Here is a 16,180-nt window from a genome sequence, read left to right on the forward strand (position 1 = left end):
CGGCGTGCCGACCACTGCCGCCCGGACGCTCAGCCGCGTCGGTCCACCGCCCAACGGGAGGCGTCCGCGTGCAGTCGCAGGCCGTGACCGGGCAGGTCGTCGCGCAGCGGCAGGCCACCGTCGACGAGGTCGGGCACACCGTCGAGGAGCCGGCTCTCGACCCGCACGTGGTCATGGAAGTACTCGAGGTGGCGCAGGCCCGGGACGGCCGAGAACGCCGACGCGCTGAGGTGCGGGGCGCAGTGCGCGGACACCTCGAGGTGGTGGGCCTGGGCGACGGCGGCCGCGCGGTAGAGCGCCGTGATGCCGCCGACCCGGGTGACGTCGAGCTGCAGGCAGTCGACCGAGCAGGCCACGCAGAGCGCGCGCACGGCGTCGAGCGAGTCGGCGTACTCCCCCGCGGCGACGTCCGCGCGGACCCGCTCGCGCACCGTGCGCAGGCCCGACAGGTCGTCGCTGCTCACCGGCTCCTCGAACCACGTGACCCCGAGCTCGTCGAGCTGCTGCCCGAGGCGCACCGCCTGGCCGACCGAGTACGCGCCGTTGGCGTCGACGAACACCTCGACCTCCGGTCCCACCGCCTCGGTCACCCGGGCGGTGCGGGCGAGGTCCCGGTCGACGCACGTGCCCCGGGACTCGCCGATCTTCAGCTTGACCCAGCGCGCACCGCGGGCCGCCCAACCGGTCAGCTGCTCGACGGTCCGCTCGTCGGTGTAGGTGGTGAACCCGCCTGAGCCGTAGACGGGTACGGTGTCGCGCCCCGACCCGAGGAGGCGGTGCAGGGGCAGGCCGAGCAGGCGGGCCCGCAGGTCCCACAGGGCCGTGTCGACCGCCGAGAGCGCCATGGCCCCACCGCTGCCGGCGCCGACGTTGCGCAGCGCCCGGACCTGGTCGCGCCAGCGGTCGGCGACCGCGAGGGCATCGCCGCCCCGGACGACCGGCCCGAGGACACCGCGCACGAGCTCGGCCAGCGACGCCGCGCCGTAGGTCCAGCCGGTCCCCGTCACGCCGTCGGCGTCGACCTCGACGACGACGCACGTCGTCGAGTCCCAGGCGATGGTGCCGTCGGCCTCGGGACCGTCGGTCGGCACGGTGAACGCGGTGGCCCGGACCGCCTCGACCGAGGCGGCGCCGGAGCGGTCCCGGGAGCGCTCCCCGTCGGGCATGCCCGGGTCACCCCTCGTGGCCGGGGAGCACCTCGGCGAGCTTGCTGCGGATCCCCTCCTTGACGACGTCGGCCCGGTCGGGGTCGCCACGCAGCACCGACTCGGCCGCCTTCTTCAGCTGGTCCCACGTCGCGTGCGGCGGGATCGGCGGCACCGCCGGGTCGGTCTCGAAGACGATGACGCACGGCCGGTCGCAGGCCAGCGCTCGCTGCCACGACGCCGCGACGTCGGCAGGGTCGTCGACGTGGATGCCCTCGAGGCCGAGGCTGCGGGCGAACCCGGCGAAGTCGACGACGGGCAGGTGCTGCGAGGGCAGGAACTGCGGCGAGCCGCCCATGGCGCGCAGCTCCCACGTGACCTGGTTGAGGTCACCGTTCTGCAGGACCATGACGACGAGCCGGGGGTCGGCCCAGTCCTCCCAGTACTTGGCGATGGTGACGAGCTCGCCCATGCCGTTCATCTGCATCGCGCCGTCGCCGACGGTCGCGAGGACCGGACGGTCGGGGTGCGCGAACTTCGCGCCGATGGCGTACGGCACGCCGCACCCCATCGTCGCCAGGGTGCCCGACAGGGTGCCGCGCATCGTGCCGCGCATCCTGATGTGACGGGCGTACCAGTTGGTGCCCGACCCGGAGTCGGCCGTGATGATCGAGTCCTCCGGCAGCAGCGGCGACAGCTCCTCGAAGACGTGCTCGGGGTTGATCGGGTCCGCCTCCACCCGGCCGCGGGCCGCCATCACCTCCCACCACCGCTGCACGTTCGACTCCACGGTCTCGCGCCAGCCGCGGTCGGTCTTGCGGGTCAGCAGCGGCAGCAGCGCACGGAGCGTCCGTGCCGCGTCGCCGACGAGGTTGACCTCGAAGGGGTAGCGCAGGCCGACCATGGTGGGGTCGGCGTCGACCTGCACCGCGCGCACCGCGGGCCTGCCCTCCTCGAAACCCGGCAGGAACTGGGTGTACGGGAAGTTCGAGCCCACGACGAGCAGCGTGTCGCAGTCGGTCATCAGCTCGTAGGACGGACGCGTCCCGAGCAGCCCGATGGAGCCGGTCACCCACGGCAGCTCGTCGGAGAGCACGTCCTTGCCGAGCAGCGCCTTGGCCACTCCCGCCCCGAGCGCGTCGGCGACCTCGGTGACCTCTGCGACCGCGGCCCGGGCGCCCTGCCCGACGAGCATCGCGACCCTCTCCCCCGCGTTGAGCACCTCGGCCGCCCGCTGCAGGTCCGCGTCACCGGGCACCGGCAGGGCGAAGGTCTGGTCGAGGCTGGAGGGCACCATCTTGAAGGCGTGCTGCGGCGGTGCGTACTCGAGCTCCTGCACGTCGCTCGGGATGATGACGGCGGTCACGGTGCGCCGGGAGGCGGCGATGCGGATCGCGCGGTCGAGGACGTTGGGCAGCTGCTCGGGCACCGTCACCATCTGGCAGTACTCGTTGGCGACGTCCTTGAAGAGGCTGAGCAGGTCGACCTCCTGCTGGTAGCTGCCGCCCATGGCCGAACGGGCCGTCTGGCCGACGATCGCGACGACCGGGACGTGGTCGAGCTTGGCGTCGTAGAGGCCGTTGAGCAGGTGGATGGCGCCCGGGCCGCTCGTGGCCGTGCAGACGCCGACGCGTCCGCTCATCTTGGCGTAGCCGACGGCCTCGAAGGCGGCCATCTCCTCGTGCCGCGCCTGGATGAAGCGGGGCTGGTCCTCGGCGCGCTCCCACGCGGCGAGCAGGCCGTTGATGCCGTCACCGGCGTAGCCGAACACCTGCTCGACGCCCCACTCGCGCAGTCGCTCGAGGACGTGGTCACCGACGGTCATGGTCGTCATCTCAGTTCTCCTCGGATCGGGGATGGTCGTGCCGGTCGGGGTGCGCGCCGTCGTGCGGTCGGCGGTCGTCCAGGCCGCGGGCGAGCAGCTCGGCGAGGTGCACGGCGTGGCGCCCGGTCTCCTGCTCCACCTGGGTGCGGCAGGAGAAGCCGTCGGCGAGCACCACCGTCGACGCGTCCGCGTCCCGTACCCGCGGCAGGAGCACCCGCTCGCCCGCCCCGACGGACACCTCGTAGTGCCCGCGCTCGAAGCCGAAGTTGCCGGCGAGGCCGCAGCAGCCGGAGCCGAGCCGGTCGGCACGGACCCCGGCGGCCTCGAGCAGCTCGTCGTCGGGCGTCGTTCCCATGACGGCGTGCTGGTGGCAGTGCGTCTGGACGATGGCCTCGACGTCGACCCGCGGCGGCGTCCAGCCCGGTGCGCGGGTGCGCAGGAGCTCGGCGAGCGTCATCGTCTGGTGCGCCAGGCGTCGGACGTCCTCGTCGCCGGTGAGCAGCTCCGGGCCGTCGGACCGGAACACCGCGGTGCACGACGGCTCGAGGCCGACGACCGGGGTCCCGGCGCGCAGCTCGTCGCGCAGCACCGACACGGTGTGCCGCAGCATGCGCTTGGCCGTGCGCAGCTGCCCGGTCGAGATCCACGTCAGACCGCAGCAGACCGGTTCGGGTGGGAGCGCGACCGTGAAGCCGGCGTCCTCGAGCACCTGGACCGCCGAGCCCAGGACGGCGGGGTGGAAGTAGTTGGAGAAGGTGTCCGGCCAGAGGACGACGCGGCCCCGGCCGCCCGCGCGACCCGGTGCGTCGCCGGTCGGGCTCGGGCCCAGCATCCGCGACCGCCCCGGCTCGGACGCCGTGAACGGCTCCTCGGCGAAGGCCGGCAGACGGCGTTCGGGCGCGATGCCACCGAGGCGCTTGAGCACCGGCGCGGTGAGGCGGGACTGCGTCAACCGGTTCACCGCGCGCGGGGCACGTGCCGCCGCCCTCGCCGTCAGCGGGAGCCAGCCCATCGAGTAGTGCGCCGCGGGTCGGACGCGGTGCCGGTAGTGGTGGGAGAGGAACTCCACCTTGTACGTCGCCATGTCGACGCCGACCGGGCAGTCGGACTTGCAGCCCTTGCACGCCAGGCAGAGGTCGAGCGCGTCGCGCACCTCCGTGGACCGCCAGCCGTCGGTGATCGCGTCGCCGCGCATCATCTCGAAGAGCAGCCGGGACCGGCCGCGCGTCGAGTGCACCTCGTCGCGGGTCACCATGTACGACGGGCACATCACCTGGTTCTCGCTCGAGGAGCTGCGGCAGCTGCCGATGCCGGCGCACCGCAGGACGGCCCGGGAGAAGCGGCCGTCGTCGTGCGGGAAGCCGAACTCGGTGCGCGGCTCCGGGTGCGCGTAGTCGGTGCCGAGCCGCAGATGGGTGTCGCGCGGGTTCGGGCGCACGACCTTGCCCGGGTTCATCCGGTTGTCCGGGTCGAACAGGTCCTTGACCTCCTCGAAGAGACCGACGACCTCGTCGCCGAACATGATCCGCAGCAGGTCGCCGCGCGCCTGTCCGTCACCGTGCTCGCCGGACAGCGACCCGCCGTACCGCACCACGAGCCTCGCTGCCCGAGAGGTGAACTCGTGGTAGTTCGCGATTCCGTCGGCCGTGCGCAGCTCGAACGGGATGCTGCAGTGGACGCAGCCCTGGCCGAAGTGTCCGTAGATCGACGTCTCGTCCTCGCGGTAGCCGTACTCGTCGAAGAGCCGGCGCAGGTCGCGAAGGTAGTCCCCGAGCCGGTCGGGCGGCACGGCCGAGTCCTCCCAGCCGGGCCACGTGTCGTGCCGTGCCGACGGGTGGGCGGTGGCGCCGAGCCCCGCCTCGCGGACCCGGACCAGCTCCTCGATGTGGCTCGAGTCGTCGTAGAAGCGGGTCGTCGGGGGGTGCTCGTTGCGCTCGACGTCGTGCACGAGCCCCTTGGCGCGCTCGTCCGCCTCCTGCCTGGTGTCGGCCGCGAACTGGACGACGAGCCAGCCGCGGCCCCTGGGCAGGTCGTCGACGGCGTCACCGGCCAGGGCCGTCTCGCGCTCGAGGTTGATGAGCACGTCGTCGAGCCCCTCGAGCAGCCAGGGCTCGTGCGCGACGACCTGCGGGACGGCGTCTCCGGCGTCGGCGATGTCGGGGAACCCGAGGACGACCATCGCCGTGGCCTTGGGCACCTCGACGAGCACGAGCTCCGCGCGCAGCACGGTGACGAGGGTGCCCTCGGAACCGACGAGCGCCCTGGCGAGGTCGAAGTGGTCCTCGGGCAGCAGGGAGTCGAGGTTGTAGCCCGAGACCCGGCGCGGGATCTTCGGATAGCGGGTGCGCAGGAGCTCCAGGTTCTCGTCGCGCAGGCCGCGCAGCGCCCGGTGGATCTCGCCGCGCCGGCCGCCGGCGTCGAGGGCTGCGGCGTACTCCTCCTCGCTCGTCGGCCCCACCCACATCCGCTCACCGTCGAACGTGAGCACCTCGAGCCGGGCGACGTTGTCGACGGTCTTGCCGTAGGCCTGCGCCGTCGAGCCGCACGAGTTGTTGCCGATCATCCCGCCGATGGTGCAGGTGCGGTGCGTCGACGGCTTGGGCCCGAACATCAGGCCGTACCGCGAGAGCTCGCGGTTGAGGTCGTCGAGCGCGATGCCCGGCTGGACGACGCAGCGGCGTCGGGCGACGTCGACCGACTCCACCCGGGTGCAGTGGCGCGACCAGTCGAGGACCACGCCCGGCCCGGTGGTCTGGCCCGCCAGGCTGGTCCCACCGCCGCGGGAGACGATCGACGCGTCGTGCTCCCGGCAGACCGCCACGGCCGCCTCCGCGTCGTCGGGGTCGAGCGGGTTGACGACCACCGTGGGGACGTACCGGTAGTTGGAGGAGTCGACGGCGTAGGCTCCCCGGCTCGCCAGGTCGGGGCGGACCTCGCCGCGTACCCGGGAGCGCAGAGCCGTGACGAGCCGGGCCTCCGACGTCGGGGCCGGCGCAAGGTTCTCCGTCAGGGTCATCGCGATCTCCTCTCCTTCCGGGCGCGCCTCTCAGGTGCCGCTGCCCGTGTCGGTGTCGGGCTCGCCGCCGAGACGCTGGGCGCACTCGAGCAGGAGGGCGTGGACGAAGCCCTGGGGCAGGTTGCCGCGCAGCTGCTGCTGCTCGACGTCGAACTCCTCGGCGAACAGTCCCGCCGGCCCGGCGGCGGCGCGCTGGCGCTCGAACCACCGGAAGGCCTCGACGTCGTGGCCCGCACCCCAGTGGGCGAGGCTCATCGCGAAGCCGCAGAGGAGGAAGGCACCCTCGGCCTGCCCGAGGGGCCGGTCGTCGGGCCGGTTGCGGTAGAGGTAGCCGTCGGCGGACAGGTCCTTCTCGAGGGCGGCGATCGTCGCGAGGGTGCGGGGGTCCTGCGGCGACAGGGCGCCGCGGACGCCGGGAAGCAGCAGCGACGCGTCGAGCTCGTGCCGCCCGGGTCGGCGCTGCCACACGCCCTCGGGCGACAGGCACCGTCGGCTCGTCTCGGCGAGGATCACGTCGGCGAGGTGGTCGGCCCGGTCGGCGACCGGACCGGACAGCTGCTCCGCGGTGCGACGCAGCCCGCCGACGCAGGCCAGCCGGGAGTGGGTCCACCAGTCGGGGTCGAGCTCCCAGATCCCGGCGTCCGGCTCCTGCCAGCGACGGGCGATGACGTCGACGAGCAGGTCGGCGGCGCGCGCGTCGTCGGCCGTCAGGAGGTCGTGACGCGCAGCGGCGGCGTAGAGCTGGAGGATCTCACCGGGCGTGTCGAGCTGGAACTGTCCCCGGACCCAGTTGCCCACGACGTCGGCCCCACCCGGATACGCCGGCAGGTCCAGCGTGCTCTCGTGCGGAGGCAGGGCCCCGGTCACCGAGTACGCCGGCGCGAGGTCACCACCGTGCTCGAGGACGCGGGCCGTCGTCACGTCGACGAACTCCGACAGCAGCGGGAGCGGCTCGCGCACCGAGACGGCGAGGCCGGCGTAGGCCTGGTCGCGCAGCCAGACGTAGCGGTAGTCGTAGTTGCGTCCGGCCTCCGCGCGCTCGGGCAGCCCGAGCGTCGGCGCGGCGACCATCCCGCCGCCCGGAGCCGTGAGGCCGCGCAGGACCGCGTACGCCACGCGGGCGTCACGCCGGCCGACGACGTCCTCGAAGTCGGGCACCTGCTCGTGCCACCACTGTTCGGTCAGGCGCCAGGCGGCATCGGGGTCCACGGGGTCACCGAGCGGGTGGTCCGACACCTCGAGGACGAGGTCGCGGTGCGCGCCCCGGCCGAGGTAGAGCTCGGCCCGCAGGACGCCGTCGGAGTCCACGGTCGCCTCGGGCACGCCGCTCCACCGGGCCCGCACGTCTCCGGCGTCGAGGAGCCAGTGACCGGCCTCGTCGCGTCGCACGTCCGCGGCTCTGCGCCCGAAGTCCGGGCGCAGGTCGAGGGAGACGGCGACGCGCGCCCCGTCGTCCTCCGGCATCTCGACCCGTCGCAGCAGCACCGCGCGATGCGGGTCGGCCGGGACGGCGAGGGCCTCCCGACACTCGACCGTCGTGGTGTTCGTCACCCAGTGGCTGCGCCAGACGAGGCTGCCGGGCTCGTACGCGCCGCCCCACACGTACGGGTCGACCGGGGTGACCGTGTAGCCGCCCCGGCCCCCGATGAGGGTGGCGAAGGCCGCCGGCGAGTCCCAGCGCGGTACGCACAGCCACGCGACGTCACCGCGTGGCCCGATGAGGGCGCCCCGGTGGCCGTCCGCCACGAACGAGTAGTCGCGCAGGACGTGGAACGGCTGGCCCGTCGAGGTGCTCGTCGCCGCCGAGGTGGAGGCCGCTCGATCCGTCATGTCCGTTCCCGGCGGATGCCGGTGAGCACGGCTGCCGCCAGTGCCACGGCGGTGGAGGTGAGGGCGGGGCGCGCGTAGCGGGGTCGCCAGCCGGCGAGGGCGACCATCGACACACCGTGGGTCAGGTCGGTGGCGACGGCAGGGCCACGCACCGCTCCCGGTGCGGCCACCAGCGCGAGCCCCTGGACGACGTGCCGCAAGCCGAGGAGCTGGGTCACCAGCTGCTCGTCCGCGTCGCAGGCGCGACCCAGCATCCGTTGCCAGACCGTCTCAGGGTAGGTGAACAACATTGCACCCCAAACGATCCCGGTGACCCCGGCCAGTCGGGCCCGGCGCCGTGAGCTCATCGCCGTCGCCCCGCCAGCGCCCCCGCGAGGCCCGCCGCCGCGACGCCGGCGACACCAGCCAGCTGCGGGTACCGGTGCGCCAGCCACTGCTGCCTGCTCGTCGACTTCGACCGGCTGTCGAAGGCCCCGTGCGCACCGAAGTCGCGGCCGCCGTCACCGTCCGCGGGCTCCCAGAGGTTGGCGGGCTGGTCCTCGGGACGGGGCTCGCTCGTCTGCTGCGAGTCGAAGCCGGTGCGGGCGAGGTACCGGTCGAGCAGCCCCGGGGCCACGGCGTTGGCCAGGAGCGTCGCGGCCGTCGTGGCCCCGACCCAGTACTCCCGTCGGCGCGGGTGCTCGGACGCGTAGACGATCGCCCGTGCCGCGACCTCGGGCTGGTAGATGGGCGGCACCGGCTGCGCCTTGCGGGGCAGGCGCGACAGGACCCACGAGAACTGCGGCGTGTTGAGGGCCGGCATCTGGACCATCGTCACGTGGACGTTGCTCTTCTCGTGGAGCAGCTCGACCCGCAGCGCCTCGTGGAAGCCCTGGATCGCGTGCTTGGCGCCGCAGTAGGCGGTCTGGAGCGGGATGCCCCGGTAGGCGAGCGCCGACCCGACCTGCACGATGGTGCCGGCGTCTCGCTCGCGCATCCGCTTGAGCACCGCACGCGTCGCGTACACGTACCCGAGGTAGCTGACCTCGGTGACCCGCCTGAACTCCTCGGGCGCGATGTCCTCGAAGCGCGCGAACACCGACGTGAAGGCGTCGTTGACCCAGACGGAGATCGGCCCGAGCTCGCGCTCGATCCGGGCGACCGCGGCCTCCACGGCGTCGGCGTCGGCGACGTCGACCGGCACGACGAGGGCCCGCCGCCCGTGCGCCCGGACCTCCTCGGCCGCCGCCTCGAGCCCTCGGGTCCCGCGGGCGATGAGCGCGACATCGCTTCCGCGGCGGGCGAACTCGCGGGCGGTGGCCCTGCCGATGCCCCCGCTGGCGCCGGTGATGGCGACGACGTGGTCCATGCGTCCTCCTCGATCGCTCTCTTACGTGTATAACTGCAACAGTTGCAGCAATGCAAGAGTCGCCTACGCTGTTCACGTGGCGACGACACCGGATTCGTACCCTCAGCCGCGCACCTCGGACGTCGAGTCCCTGCTGCGGGCCTCGCGCGTCGTCACGGCCGTCGTCACCAGCTCGCTCCCCGAAGCCGGCGAGGGGTCCCTGACGCTCCCCCAGCTGCGCGGTCTCGTCCTGGTCGCGAGCGGACGCGCCACGTCGACGACCGAGCTCGCCGCAGCCCTCGAGGTCCACGCGTCGTCGGCAAGCCGCCTCGTCGACCGCCTCGTGGCGGCGGGGCTCGTGCGTCGCGCCCCGAGCCCGCGGGACCGCAGGCAGGTGGTGCTCGCGACGACCGCCGCCGGCCGGCGCACCCTCGATGCGGTCATGGAGCACCGCAGGCAGCGCTTCCGCGCACTGCTCGCGCGGCTGGACGAGCCGACGCGTCGGTCACTGTCCGCCGCCCTCGACGCGCTCTCGGACGCTGCCGGCGAGCCCGAGGGCGTGCCGCACCTGCCCTGACCCGATACGTGGGTCGTCCCTCGGCGATAGCCCGGTCCGCCTCGTGGGTACGAGGCTGCCGTCCGCCCCGGCGGCGCCGTGGAGGGAGCCGGCGGGGCGGACGATCCCAGGACCGGCTCCAGGCCGGTTCGCCGGTGCCGCCCGCCGCGGCCCCGGGTCGTCCGGGACGACGGGCTCAGTCCAGATCGGGCAGCGTCCCGGTCCGGACGACCTCCGCAGCCAGGTCCCGCACCTTGACGTTGCGGTTCTGCGAGGCGCGGCTGAGCGCCGCGAACGCCTCGTCGGCCGTCAGGACGAACCGGCTCATGAGGATGCCGCAGGCCTGGCCGATGCGTTCCCGGCTCGCCACGGCGACGGTGAGGTCCGCGACGAGCCGGTGCTGCTCCACCACGAGGGCGGCCTGTGCGGCCAGGGCCTCCGCGAGCTCGAGCATCGACAGGTCGACCTCCGTGTCGACCGTCGTGCACACGCTCAGCGCGCCGACGGCCTGACCACCCTGCAGCAGCGGCACGGCCAGCTGGGTGCGGACCCCGAGCACCGTCGCGGCCGCGAGGACCTCGGGGAAGCGGTCGGCGCGATCGGCAGCGGCGACGATGACGGGCAGACCGGTGCGCACCGCCTCGTACAGCGCGCCCCCGTGGACGCTCAGCTGCTCCCGAGCCATCCTCGAGGCGAGCCGGCTCGACGCGGCCAGCGGTTGGTCCTGGTCGAGGTGCAGGTGGGCGACGGCGACGTGCCGGAACCTGGGCTCGACCGCGGCGACGGCGGCGAGCAGCGTCTGCAGCGTGTCCGACGGCCCCGACGGTGCGCTCGGGACCTCGACCGGGTTCGTGAAGGGAGCGACGCGGGCGCTCGGCGGGATCGGGCGCGTGACGGACATGGAACCTCCAGCACGTTTCGCCGGCGGGAGACCCTCACTGTCGAAGGTGGGGGCCCGGTGGCGACCCCCACCACACGAGCCGACCTGACCGGTTGTCGTATCCCCAAGGTACAACGCGGCTCCGTCCGCCGAGTCTTTGGGAACCTGCGGGTTTCACCTCGGCGTCGGCGGCCGGCGCCGGGGGCGTAACGACGCCGGTGGCGGCGCCGATGTAAGGGTCGGCGTGGTGGTGGTCGGTCCCCCGAGCGACTGCCACCACGCTCCTTCCTCGCGGCGCCGAGAGCAGGCGCCGAGCCCAGGGTGCACCGGCTACTCGGGCGCCTCGCCGGTGGCACCGTCGATCAGCTCCCGTGCGATGTCCAGGTGGCCGGCGTGCCGCGCATACTCCTGGATGAGGTGCAGCAGGATCCACTGCAGCTGTGGGGCCGAGGAGGCGTCGGTGAACCGACCTCCGACCCGCGCGGGCTCGGCCAGGTCATGGGCCTCGACGACGGCTCGGGTGCGGCGCCCGGCCGCCGCGAGCAGGGCGGTGAGCCGGTCGGCCGGCAGGTCGGGTGACACCCATCCGGTCCCTTCGCTGTCGGCCCAGGGGTCCGTGAGCTCTTCGGCCATGAATCCCCAACGGATCCAACGCCGCTCGACGTTGGCGAGGTGGTTGACCAGTCCAGCGGGCGTCCAGCCGGACGGCACCGTCGCCCGCTGGAGGTCATCAGGCGCCAGCCCGTCAAGCTTGCTGGCGATCACGGCCCGGTAGTAGTCCAGGTACTGCAGCAGCAGGGCGCGCAGGTCGGGTGTCGAGGACGGTTCGGGAAACGCTGAGGTCGGCATGACCGGCATCCTCCCGGTAGGACGCGTCCCGCGCACGAGGTGGGGCATGCGGGTCCGGGGGCCCACCTCAGCGGCGTCGGTCCTCAGCGGCGTCGGGCAAGGAGCACGTACGTGCCGCGCGCCACGGTCACCGTGCCGCCGTGTCGCCCGATGACGTCGGCGAGGGCGGAGGTCAGGCGCCCCAGGTGTTCCGGTCCGAGGCGTCGATGGTCGCCGAAGGTACCGACGAGACCTGCCCACTGGGCGCCTGTCAGGCGCCGGTGCCACCGGTAGGTCCGCGGGCGCGAGACCGTGAAGTCACCGTGCACGGCGAACGGGTCCGGGGCGTCGGCGGCGGTGCTCGGGTCGCGCCCGATGACGGTGAGCCCGGGGGCGATGTCGGCGTAGACGGCCTCGAGCTCCGCGAGCACGTCCGCCGGCACGGCGTGGTAGTTCCAGAACCTGGCGATCCGGCCGCCCGGCTCGAGCAGCCGGGCAGCCTTGTCGGGACCTGTGGCGGGATCCACCCAGTGCCAGGCGTGCCCACAGGTGATGAGCTCGAAGCGGCGCCCGGCGTCGTCCCAGCTCTCGAACCGGTCGACCTCGACGTCGACACCGTGCGCCCGGGCCACGGCAGCCATCCGCGGGTCGGGGTCGACGCCGAGCGTCGCGACCCCGCGACGTGCCAGCTCGACGGCCACCTTGCCGGTCCCGCAGCCGACGTCCAGGGCGGAGCGGACGGGGTGGGCGAGCAGGTCGTCGAACAGTGCCGCAGGGTAGCCCGGGCGAAACCGGTCGTACGCCTCGGCGCCCGACCCGAACGACTCCGCCCGTTCGCGATCCGGCTGCAGATGCTCCAGTGGCACGAGGCAAGTATGAGCCGGCCCGGCCCCCCAGCCGCCCTCCGGCCCGGAGTCGGTGCCGGCGTGCCACCGCGGGACGTGCGGCCGCTCGAGCCGGTGGTCACCCGGCGAGGTGGCCCCACCGCGGGGAGAGCTCGCGCCAGGGTGCGGTCTCGACGACGCGACCCCCGTCGAGCACGACGACGCGGTCGGCCTGCGCCAGCGCGGCTGCCTTGCTCGTGGCGCCGATGACGGTCGCCCCGCCCGAGCGAAGCGCGGCCCACAGCTCGATCTCGGTGGCCGCATCGAGCGCCGAGGACACGTCGTCGGCCAGCAGCAGGTCGGCCTCGCAGGCGAGCGCGCGGGCCAGGGCGAGCCGCTGGACCTGCCCGCCGGAGAGCCGGACCCCACGGTGGCCGACGAGCGCGTCGGGTCCGCCCGCCTCGGCGACGTCGCGCTCCATCCGGGCGGTGGCCAGGGCCGGCTCGACCTGCCGGCCCGCGTGGTCCAGGGCGACGTTGCCGGTGAAGGTGCCCGACAGCACGCGCGGCACCTGGGCGATGTGGGAGACCCGACCCGGCCGGAGCTCGACCTCGGGCTCGGTCAGCGCCCGGCCGTTCCACAGCACCTGACCGGTGTGGTGCGTCAGCCCGGCCAGCGAGGAGAGCAGGCTGGACTTGCCGGAGCCGACCTGCCCGAGCAGGAGCACGAGCTCTCCCGCGTGGACCGTCAGGTCGACGTCCTGGACACCGATGGTGCCGTCGTCGTGGACGGCCGTCAGGCCGCGGAGGCTGAGGGTTCGCAGGGGTTCCCGAGCGCCGGTCTGCGGGTCGTCGGCGGTGCCGTGGACGAGGTCCATGCCCGGCGGCACCTCCATGAGGTCACCGCCGCCCGCGAGCCGGCTCGTGGCGTTCATCCACGCCCGCACGCCCGGCGCCTCGGTGACGACCGAGCCGGCGACACGGCCGAACCAGTCGAAGCCGCTGACCGCGTTGGCGACGAGCAGGGTGATGGCGAGCGGCCACGTGCCGTGGAGGAAGCCGGCCCAGGCGGCCACGACGCCGCACTGGACCATGACGATCGGCACGCCGTCGAGCAGGGCCTGGACACGGTGTTCGCGCACGGCCGCGTCGACCCGGCCGCCGTCCACGCGACGCAGGTGCGCGTGGACCTGTGGCGTCGCGGCGGCGAGCTTGACCGTGCGGATCGACTCGAGGGCCGACACCAGCGACCGCCCGAAGCTGGCCCGCGCCGTCGAGGCAGCCGCGGCCGAGCGCCCCGCCACCGGCCGTCCGAGCGTGGAGGCCAGCGCCGAGGTCACCATCACGACGAGCAGGACCGCGCCCGCGAGCCAGGTGCCCGCGATGAGGGCCGTCATCGAGGCGACGACGAGGCCGTTGACGAAGTCGACCCACCGGTCGGTGTAGCGCGCCAGGCGGTCGGCGTCCATCGTGCGGGCCACGACCTCGCCGGGCGGGGTGCGGACCAGGCGTCGTTGTGCGGTCTGTCCGGCCAGCACCGCGGCGCGGACCCGCAGGCGCACCTCCACCCACCAGTGGGGGTAGGTGCGGAAGGCCTGGGACAGGACGATCGGACCGGTCACGAGCGAGACGACGAGGGCCGCGGTGAGCGGTCCGGGGTTCTGCCCGGCCTCCAGGTCGGTCACGACGAGGCCCCAGATCCAGCCGGTGACGGCGCCGAACGCGCCCGTCAGCGAGGCCAGCAGGAACAGCGCGGCGCCGAGCAGGCCCCACTGCGGCTGGATGCGGACGGTGTGGAACACCTGGCGCGCCAGGCTCGGGGTCGGCGCGAGGACCGGGGGCGGCGGCGGGGTGGTGCTGCGGCGCACCGAGCCGATCGCGGCGTCCTCGTGGTGGTGCTGCTCCACGGCCACCTCGTGGGCCGCTGCCTCGAGCAACCGGCGGAACGGACCGTCGACGGCGGCCAGCCGGCCGCGCGGACCCTGCTGCACGACGCGACCGGACTCGAGCACGGCCACCTGCTCGGCGCGCTCGGTCGTCGAGAGGCGGTGGGCGACGAGGATGCCGGTACGCCCGGAGATGAGCCGGTCTGCGGCCCGGACCACCCGCGCCTCGGTGACGGGATCCATCCGGGCGGTGGCCTCGTCGAGCACGACGACACGCACGTCGCGCACGAGCAGCCGGGCGAACGCGACCAGCTGCTCCTCCCCCGCCGAGAGGGTGGTGCCGCCCGGACCGAGCATCGTGTCGAGCCCGTCGGGCAGGCCGGCCACCCACTCGGTGAGACCGAGCTCGGCGACCGCGGCCTCGACCCGCGCTCGCGGCACGGCGCCGAAGAGCGTCATGTTCTCGGCGAGGGTTCCGGCGAGCACCTCGGTGCGCTGGGTGACCACGCCGACCGCCGCCCGCAGCTGTTGCAGGTCGAGGTCGCGCACGTCGGTACCACCGAGCAGCACGGTGCCCGGCGGCGGCTCGACCGCCCGGGACAGGAGCGAGGCCAGCGTGGACTTGCCGGAGCCGGTGCGTCCGACGAGGGCGCAGGTGTGGCCGGCGGGAACGACGAGGTTGACCTCGCGCAGTGCGAAGGTGCCTGTGCCGTAGGTGAACTCGAGGTCGCGGAACTCGACGTCCAGGGGCCCGTCGCGCAGCGGCAGCCCACCGGTCGGCTCGGCCGGGGAGTCGAGCATGGCCCGCAGCCGAAGGACCGCACCGAAGCCCTCCTGCAGGTCCGGCAGGTGGCGTGCCAGCATGTCGACGCCGCCGACGAACATCGTCGTGACGAGGAAGAGGGTGACCAGCCGCGCGGTCGACAGGTCGCCGGCGAGCACCAGGGCGGCGCCGACGACGGCGACGGCGGCCAGCGCGCCGTGCAGGAGCCCTCCGCTGCGTCGCGTGATCCGGGCCTCGACCTGGAGCACCCGGTCCAGCGCCGCGTGGACGCGGGCGGCCATCCGGGCGTTGCGGCGCAGCACGTGCGCCTGGCCGAGCGCCGTGCGCAGGTCGTCGCGGGCGGCGACGCCCTCCTCGGTGGACGCCGCGTGGTCGGTCCACGCGGCTTCCTCGACGACCTTGCGCTCGGCGACCTGCGGCAGGAGTCTGCGGACCACCCAGTAGGTCGCGAACCCGGTCAGCGGGAAGAGGATGGCGGCGGGCCACCACGCGAGGCTCGCGACCACCCACAGCGGCCCCGACGCGAGGAGCGTGCGCACGGCCTGCCACACGCCCCAGCGCATCAGCTGGCCGACCTCCCACGTGTCGTCGTCGATGCGGTCGAGCACCTCCCCGACGGCCTGCTCGGACAGCTCGGACAGCGGCTGGGCCATCGCGGCGTCGAGCAGGTCGGCCCGCAGCCGGCCCTCCGCCCGGTCGCAGACCGTCGCCCAGATCATCTTGGCGACCGTGTCGATGACGGCACCGCCGACGACGCACAGGGCGAGCAGCATCACCAGCGTCGAGGTGGCGTGCTCGGCGAGCCGGCCGGCGACCATCGAGCCGAGGGACGCCGCGACGGCACCGAGCAACGACATCGAGAAGCACACGACCGTGAGCGGGCGACGGATCCGGCGCCAGTCGACGGGGACGCGGTCCGCGGGCACGCCGGAGCGGCGAGGGGACGCGCCCTGCCTCGTGCCACGCGCCTCGTCGTACCCCAGCCTCGTCATCGTCACAGTCACCAAACGCTACCGACGACCACCGACGCTCCGCCTCCGGTTTTCCGGGCCCCGGGGGCCCTGGTCGACCCGCGGAGCGGAGAACGGGTGAGGGCGGGCGCGGAGCGGGACCTGTACGGGCACGGGCACCTCGTCACCGATGACACCGGAGCCTTCGTCGACGTCGCTGGGGCCGCATCGAGGACCCGCTCGGCACCATCTCGTGGGTCGTCAGCCACGTCGAGGACGTCCCCGCGTGGACGCGGCAGCGCACCGGTCCGCTGAACCGGCGCTCGAGAC

The 16,180-nt window shown here is 74.0% G+C and carries 11 protein-coding genes; 1 reads left to right on the top strand and 10 read right to left on the bottom strand.

Annotation, left to right across the window (positions count from 1 at the left end; all coding sequences use genetic code 11):
- Window positions 1-29: 29 nt before the first annotated feature.
- From ACR9ZK_RS00330 to ACR9ZK_RS00355, 6 genes are read right to left on the bottom strand one after another with little or no spacing between them, the layout of a single operon-like run.
- Window positions 30-1,166: an enolase C-terminal domain-like protein gene (locus tag ACR9ZK_RS00330; RefSeq protein WP_481338824.1), complete on the bottom strand. Its 1,137-nt coding sequence runs from the start codon at window positions 1,164-1,166 to the stop codon at window positions 30-32.
- A 7-nt stretch (window positions 1,167-1,173) separates the two neighbouring features.
- Entirely contained in the window at window positions 1,174-2,979 is a 1,806-nt protein-coding gene (locus tag ACR9ZK_RS00335; RefSeq protein ID WP_481338826.1) for a thiamine pyrophosphate-requiring protein, read from the bottom strand.
- A gap of 1 nt (window position 2,980) precedes the next feature.
- A complete protein-coding gene (locus ACR9ZK_RS00340) occupies window positions 2,981-5,986 on the bottom strand; it encodes an FAD-binding and (Fe-S)-binding domain-containing protein (RefSeq protein WP_481338828.1) in 3,006 nt (1,001 codons plus the stop codon).
- Window positions 5,987-6,016: 30 nt separating this feature from the next.
- A complete protein-coding gene (locus tag ACR9ZK_RS00345; protein ID WP_481338830.1) occupies window positions 6,017-7,816 on the bottom strand; it encodes a glycoside hydrolase family 15 protein in 1,800 nt (599 codons plus the stop codon).
- Complete coding sequence (locus ACR9ZK_RS00350) at window positions 7,813-8,106, bottom strand: hypothetical protein (protein WP_481338832.1); 294 nt, start codon at window positions 8,104-8,106, stop codon at window positions 7,813-7,815. Before ACR9ZK_RS00350 ends, ACR9ZK_RS00345 begins: the two co-directional genes overlap by 4 nt.
- 53 nt (window positions 8,107-8,159) lie before the next feature.
- Complete coding sequence (locus ACR9ZK_RS00355) at window positions 8,160-9,164, bottom strand: SDR family oxidoreductase (RefSeq protein ID WP_481338834.1); 1,005 nt, start codon at window positions 9,162-9,164, stop codon at window positions 8,160-8,162.
- Window positions 9,165-9,240: 76 nt separating this feature from the next.
- Here ACR9ZK_RS00355 and ACR9ZK_RS00360 point away from each other — a divergent pair, with 76 nt between their 5' ends.
- Complete coding sequence (locus tag ACR9ZK_RS00360) at window positions 9,241-9,720, top strand: MarR family winged helix-turn-helix transcriptional regulator (protein ID WP_481338836.1); 480 nt, start codon at window positions 9,241-9,243, stop codon at window positions 9,718-9,720.
- 175 nt (window positions 9,721-9,895) lie between these two features.
- Here the strand turns inward: ACR9ZK_RS00360 and ACR9ZK_RS00365 are convergent, their stop codons facing one another.
- From ACR9ZK_RS00365 to ACR9ZK_RS00380, 4 genes are all read right to left on the bottom strand, one after another.
- Window positions 9,896-10,600 carry a GAF and ANTAR domain-containing protein gene (locus ACR9ZK_RS00365; protein WP_481338838.1) on the bottom strand — a complete coding sequence of 235 codons (705 nt, stop codon included), beginning with the start codon at window positions 10,598-10,600 and terminating at the stop codon, window positions 9,896-9,898.
- Window positions 10,601-10,909: 309 nt separating this feature from the next.
- Complete coding sequence (locus tag ACR9ZK_RS00370; RefSeq protein WP_481338840.1) at window positions 10,910-11,428, bottom strand: DinB family protein; 519 nt, start codon at window positions 11,426-11,428, stop codon at window positions 10,910-10,912.
- An 83-nt stretch (window positions 11,429-11,511) separates the two neighbouring features.
- A complete protein-coding gene (locus ACR9ZK_RS00375) occupies window positions 11,512-12,273 on the bottom strand; it encodes a class I SAM-dependent methyltransferase (RefSeq protein WP_481338842.1) in 762 nt (253 codons plus the stop codon).
- Between the two features lie 97 nt (window positions 12,274-12,370).
- Window positions 12,371-15,892, bottom strand: coding sequence for an ATP-binding cassette domain-containing protein (locus ACR9ZK_RS00380; protein WP_481338870.1), 3,522 nt, complete (start codon window positions 15,890-15,892; stop codon window positions 12,371-12,373).
- Window positions 15,893-16,180 lie beyond the last annotated feature (288 nt).

The organism is Monashia sp. HAY1-5C, from assembly GCF_056755255.1.

Coding starts and splice junctions, on each gene's coding strand:
- ACR9ZK_RS00330 (WP_481338824.1), bottom strand. CDS start 1,166: ATGCCCGACGGGGAGCGCTCCCGGGACCGCTCCGGCGCCGCCTCGGTC.
- ACR9ZK_RS00335 (WP_481338826.1), bottom strand. CDS start 2,979: ATGACGACCATGACCGTCGGTGACCACGTCCTCGAGCGACTGCGCGAG.
- ACR9ZK_RS00340 (WP_481338828.1), bottom strand. CDS start 5,986: ATGACCCTGACGGAGAACCTTGCGCCGGCCCCGACGTCGGAGGCCCGG.
- ACR9ZK_RS00345 (WP_481338830.1), bottom strand. CDS start 7,816: ATGACGGATCGAGCGGCCTCCACCTCGGCGGCGACGAGCACCTCGACG.
- ACR9ZK_RS00350 (WP_481338832.1), bottom strand. CDS start 8,106: ATGTTGTTCACCTACCCTGAGACGGTCTGGCAACGGATGCTGGGTCGC.
- ACR9ZK_RS00355 (WP_481338834.1), bottom strand. CDS start 9,164: ATGGACCACGTCGTCGCCATCACCGGCGCCAGCGGGGGCATCGGCAGG.
- ACR9ZK_RS00365 (WP_481338838.1), bottom strand. CDS start 10,600: ATGTCCGTCACGCGCCCGATCCCGCCGAGCGCCCGCGTCGCTCCCTTC.
- ACR9ZK_RS00370 (WP_481338840.1), bottom strand. CDS start 11,428: ATGCCGACCTCAGCGTTTCCCGAACCGTCCTCGACACCCGACCTGCGC.
- ACR9ZK_RS00380 (WP_481338870.1), bottom strand. CDS start 15,892: ATGACGAGGCTGGGGTACGACGAGGCGCGTGGCACGAGGCAGGGCGCG.